At 32.7% G+C, this 4,704-nt stretch carries 7 protein-coding genes and 1 pseudogene; 5 read left to right on the top strand and 3 right to left on the bottom strand.

Annotation, left to right across the window (positions count from 1 at the left end; genetic code table 11):
- Positions 1-358: pseudogene (locus tag Q0625_RS08375) on the top strand (hypothetical protein); the annotation flags it as partial.
- Between the two features lie 184 nt (positions 359-542).
- Here Q0625_RS08375 and Q0625_RS08370 read toward each other — a convergent pair.
- Positions 543-992, bottom strand: coding sequence for a hypothetical protein (locus tag Q0625_RS08370; RefSeq protein WP_298825768.1), 450 nt, complete (start codon positions 990-992; stop codon positions 543-545).
- A gap of 370 nt (positions 993-1,362) precedes the next feature.
- Positions 1,363-1,659 (bottom strand): STING domain-containing protein, encoded by a 297-nt coding sequence (locus Q0625_RS08365; protein WP_366125066.1) that lies wholly within the window; start codon positions 1,657-1,659, stop codon positions 1,363-1,365.
- Positions 1,660-1,733: 74 nt separating this feature from the next.
- Between Q0625_RS08365 and Q0625_RS08360 the strand changes: the two genes are divergently transcribed.
- Positions 1,734-2,207 (top strand): TIR domain-containing protein, encoded by a 474-nt coding sequence (locus Q0625_RS08360; protein ID WP_298825761.1) that lies wholly within the window; start codon positions 1,734-1,736, stop codon positions 2,205-2,207.
- 108 nt (positions 2,208-2,315) lie between these two features.
- Here Q0625_RS08360 and Q0625_RS08355 read toward each other — a convergent pair whose 3' ends face one another.
- Positions 2,316-3,374 (bottom strand): nucleotidyltransferase domain-containing protein, encoded by a 1,059-nt coding sequence (locus Q0625_RS08355; protein WP_298825758.1) that lies wholly within the window; start codon positions 3,372-3,374, stop codon positions 2,316-2,318.
- Positions 3,375-3,552: 178 nt separating this feature from the next.
- Here Q0625_RS08355 and Q0625_RS08350 point away from each other — a divergent pair, with 178 nt between their 5' ends.
- From Q0625_RS08350 to Q0625_RS08340, 3 genes are all read left to right on the top strand, one after another.
- Complete coding sequence (locus tag Q0625_RS08350; RefSeq protein WP_009389078.1) at positions 3,553-3,861, top strand: DUF4134 domain-containing protein; 309 nt, start codon at positions 3,553-3,555, stop codon at positions 3,859-3,861.
- A gap of 3 nt (positions 3,862-3,864) precedes the next feature.
- Positions 3,865-4,215 (top strand): DUF4133 domain-containing protein, encoded by a 351-nt coding sequence (locus Q0625_RS08345; RefSeq protein ID WP_009750754.1) that lies wholly within the window; start codon positions 3,865-3,867, stop codon positions 4,213-4,215.
- Positions 4,205-4,704 (top strand): TraG family conjugative transposon ATPase (locus tag Q0625_RS08340; protein ID WP_298825754.1); only part of this gene is annotated, 500 nt, incomplete at its 3' end. The genes Q0625_RS08345 and Q0625_RS08340, both read left to right, overlap by 11 nt.

The following is a 4,704-nucleotide window of genomic DNA, read 5'->3' as shown; positions in this document are numbered from 1 at the left end:
CTTAACAGAAAAAGAGCAACAGGATATTCTGACAGAATGGGAAGAGGAACCTACCATAGACCTTGAAGATGAAGAAGAGGATTTACGCAGTTATCGTACAGAGGCAGAGGACAATGATTTTGCTACAGGGCTTTCGTTTGAGGACTTGGAAAAGGTAGCTATTTTCCTCTCTGAGGACAAAGAAGAAGTTACCACCGAGAACATAGAGCTACTACAAAAAGTAGAGGGCACAAGCCTATTAGAAGCCATAGAAAAAGCCTTACCCCAAGCGACTCTTAAAGTGAGTGCGCTCTTGGAGAAGGCGTTGCCTAAAACTGCAGAGAGTAAAACAGAGTTTGATATCAGGGAGTTTGTGTGAGGGGGAGTAGCTAAAAAATATACTATTTTTATATGTCCTATCCTGCCTCCTACATATCAAATTCTACTATCTTTTTATAATATGAATCAAGGGTTGAAAAATAATTATCTCTGATTTACAACATTATAGTCACTTTTTTTGTACCTTCCCCCTTTAAAGAGGGTTGAAGGAATATTAAACAAATTCACTCCTTGGTTGGTTTATTAATTTCATATTCCTCTAACAAATCTATAAGTCCATTGATAGACAAATAATTTGTAAACAGATTGAAATAAATTTCTCTAATGCTATAAATAAGATATGTGACTATATAACATATAAACGGGGTTAATAAAATTGTATACACTATTATATCCAAAGGATTATTTCCTACAAGCTCATAAAATCTATTACATGCAGATGAAAATATAACTAGTGCTATAGCTGAAAATATAGAAGAGCTTATAATAAAAGGAGCTTTCTCTTTTTCCGATTTCTTGTTTAAGATAACAATTATATCCTTTATCTTGTTTTCTGAAATTTCTTTATCATTAAAATATTTTTTTAACTCAGAAAAGAAATACTTCTTTATCTCTTGACGATTTAATGAGTAGCATTTTTTTTCTACAATAAATTTTTTATTCAATTCTTTCATTGTTTTAAAGATTAGTCTTCTAGTAGAAAGAATAAGAAATAATATGTCAAAAATAGTTATCATTACAAAAATAATATAACTACAAAAACTATCTAATCCAAACCTATATTTAATACCCATAAGAATTATAGGTATTAGAAGATATATGATAGGTATAATATAATGTGCCTTATATTTCTTTTTCATAAGGCCTCTTGTTGTAAGATTTTCTTTGTAAAAATTGATGAAGTCAGATAGATTCATTATTGTAAGATTTTAAGAGTTAAGTTTGTTTTGAAAGGAAAACATAATTATACTTAGAGCTAGTGCAAGTCCTCAATAGTTGTTAAGCTGAGTAGTTTTTCTTTAGCATCCTGTTGTATGAGGAAAACTAATTATCTTCATCTACAATCTTAATAAGATCATCAAACCCATCTCTCAAAGCTATTTTTTTTAGTGTATATACAAAGCGTTCAAGTTCTCTGCTTAAAATAGCTTCATAATCAACAGACATAGAGTTAAAGTCTTGAGGTAGCAAATTTGATATTGCATAATTTATACCAGATAGAATAGTAGGAAAATCAATAATCATTACCTCTCCATCCTCTGCTATTATTTCAACATTAATATTTCGTGGTCTTCCTAAATATTCAAAAGACAACTCTTTAGTCTCAATTTTTGCTTTAATCCTTTGGAACTGGCTATTAACATCAGAAGTTAGTTTTTTAGGTATGATTATTTTAATAGTACCTTAATGATTTGATGAGAGCTACATTACATTTCGATTTTGGTATTCTTATTGGAACTAAGGATGATAAAGTTATTTTTAGAGAGAATGAAGTGATTCAACCTCGAGATAACGTTTTGTTTGAATTAGGCTTATTTATAGGAAGATTGGGGCTAAATAATTGTGCTTTTTTAGTAGATGAAGAAATAAAGATTTTATCAGATGTAAAAGGAATTTCTTTAGCACGTTTTAAGGAAAAAGAACCTAACTCCTTTAATAATGCAGTAATTTTAATAAAAGATTCTTTTGACCGGCAAAATGATTCAGATATTAATTTTTTCCCCTCTTCAACCTTAGCTGCTGTATATTATGAGAATTTTATAAAGCCAACTTGCTCACATATTATTAATAATAGAGGTCTATCTGATGAAAAAGGGAATAAATACAAGAAATGTAACTATTATTTAAACGAAAAACTGCCTTATCCCACATATTTTCATTCCATATAGTTACTTGATAATTATTATCTTTTTCTAAAAGTCTTTTAGCTTGTTTGGCTAATTCTAATTCTTCTGATGAAGAACCTATAAAAATTCTTTTTATTCTCATTTTTTATTTTACAAATATTTTGTTTGGCATAGATTAAAAAAAATTGCTTTTACTTCTTGTAGGAGTATCTTCAAGGATTCTTTTTTATCTATATTGTTTCTGGAAAAAATATATTCATGTCCATCAACAGATTTCAAACTATTTATCTTGTTTGAATTAGAGACTAATTCATTTAACTGCTCATATAATATAGCAACTAATTGATATTTATTCAAATGTAAATATTTATCTATTTCTATATTATAACAGATCGCATTTATATCAAAACTACTGAGTTCAATTTTTCTATCACTATCTGCTTTTAAATTTTTCAAAAAACGGATCATCTTTTTTAACCGACCTTTTGTTTCTGAACTTCTTTTATTAATTCTTTGAATACTTAAAAAAGGGAAATCTCTGTTTTCTATTGTATTACTCCTTTTGTTATAAATCTGAATCCCTCGATATTCAATTTGCTTATTATTAATAACGGATTGAGCATCATCATACCAATTAGCAATTACAATATCTACATTTCTCTTGATACTTTTGTTGATTATTTTTATAGCTTTGGGATGTGTAATATCACAAATATCATAGACAAATGATAATTTTTGTTCAGATAGCAATCTATTTTGTTTTAAATCATTAGTCCCAGAAAAGTATTTCTTTCCTAACAATTCTTTTTGTAATTTTTGAATTTGCTCTTGTGATAACGACTTGTTTGAGTTTAAAAATTCTGTAATTTTTTGTTTGTCAATAGTATGAAACTTATTAGAAATCACAAGCAAATCAATATCACTATGCCCTTTGATATGAGTGTTTGTCATTACAGATCCTTGATATTGATATTCAACATCTAGAAGAATATCTTGCAGATGTAATTTCACTTTTTCACCCGCTTCTCTACTTTTATCAGTGTATTGAGTACCAACACCGTTCATTGCCAATGTTATATACTTTAAGATATCATTGTCTTTGATTTCAGGGTTATCTGAAAAAAATTTTGTCACGATCCCTTGTAGCCTTTCAGGATTACTTCTATGTTGTAAATTTTCAAATAAAGCAGAATAGTTTTTCTTTTCCATAAACTTTTTTTATTTGTATATCAAAAAAACTGCCAAAACAATATAAACTGCCAAAATGTCATTTTTTATAACTATCGTAAGCCATCCCCCGCCATTTTCAGCCACCTGCTACCACACTTTCTCCCAGCTCTTTATCTTCCCTTACTTTTGCACCAAATTTTAAAATAACAGATTATCAATGAAGCGAAAATCAATTCTAAAACGGCTCCTTCTGCTGACGATGATAGGAGTTACACAATTTTCCATTGCTCAGGGCAATGGCGTAGGAGGTATCAACGAAGCTACCCGTATGGTTACCTCGTATTTTGACCCTGCTACCAAGCTCATCTATGCCATAGGGGCTGTGGTGGGACTCATCGGTGGGGTGAAGGTGTATAACAAGTTTAGTAGTGGCGACCCCGATACCAGCAAAACGGCTGCCAGTTGGTTTGGGGCTTGTATCTTCCTAATTGTAGCGGCTACTATCTTGCGTTCGTTCTTCTTATAGATTATGGAGACAAAAAACAGCTATTCTATCAACAAAGGCATCGGCAGAAGTGTAGAGTTCAAAGGACTCAAAGCGCAGTACCTCTTCATCTTTGCAGGGGGACTGCTCTCGGTGCTCATCTTGGTGATGATCCTCTACACGGTAGGAGTCAATTCTTTTGTATGCTTGGGGGTAGGCGTTAGTATGGTCAGCCTTGTGGTTTGGCAGACTTTTTCACTAAACCAAAAATACGGTGAACACGGCCTGATGAAACAAGCAGCTCGCAAACGCCACCCCAAATACCTACGCCACCAAAGATCACCACGCCAATTTATTCGTTACCCTAAACCTAAAACAACCCTCAATGAGAAATAGTTCTAAAATCAACACCTTAGAGAGTAAGTTTCCTATTCTTGCTATAGAACAAGACTGTTTGCTCACTAAAGAAGCCGACATCAGCGTCGGCTTCGAGGTGCAGCTCCCAGAACTCTTTACCATTTCGAGTGAGGACTATGAGATACTCCACTCACTTTGGCATAAGGCTATCAAAGTATTGCCACAGTATACCGTTATCCACAAACAGGACTGGTTTATCAAAGAACAATACGAACCTGAACTACAAGGAGAGAATCTGAGTTTTCTCTCTCATTCGTACGAAAAGCATTTTAACGAACGTCCGTTCTTAAACCACAGATGCTACCTGTTCATCACCCAAACCACCAAAAACCGAATGAGAGCCCAAAGCAATTTTTCCTCCCTTTGCAAAGGGAACTTCTTGCCTAAGGAGCTCACTAACCGAGAACACGCCACCCAATTTTTGGAAGCGGTAGCACAGTTAGAGCGTATTTTAAACGACTCTAACCT

Origin of the sequence: uncultured Capnocytophaga sp., assembly GCF_938029845.1 — a bacterium.
Lineage (GTDB): Bacteria > Bacteroidota > Bacteroidia > Flavobacteriales > Flavobacteriaceae > Capnocytophaga.
The sequence above is the reverse complement of the archived record's forward strand: the minus strand, read 5'-3'. Positions and strand labels throughout refer to the sequence as shown.

What these genes read in the sequence shown, in the direction of transcription:
- Q0625_RS08345 (WP_009750754.1), top strand. Translation starts at nt 3,865, where the DNA reads ATGGAGACAAAAAACAGCTATTCTATCAACAAAGGCATCGGCAGAAGT.
- Q0625_RS08355 (WP_298825758.1), bottom strand. Translation starts at nt 3,374, where the DNA reads ATGGAAAAGAAAAACTATTCTGCTTTATTTGAAAATTTACAACATAGA.
- Q0625_RS08360 (WP_298825761.1), top strand. Translation starts at nt 1,734, where the DNA reads ATGAGAGCTACATTACATTTCGATTTTGGTATTCTTATTGGAACTAAG.
- Q0625_RS08350 (WP_009389078.1), top strand. Translation starts at nt 3,553, where the DNA reads ATGAAGCGAAAATCAATTCTAAAACGGCTCCTTCTGCTGACGATGATA.
- Q0625_RS08370 (WP_298825768.1), bottom strand. Translation starts at nt 992, where the DNA reads ATGAAAGAATTGAATAAAAAATTTATTGTAGAAAAAAAATGCTACTCA.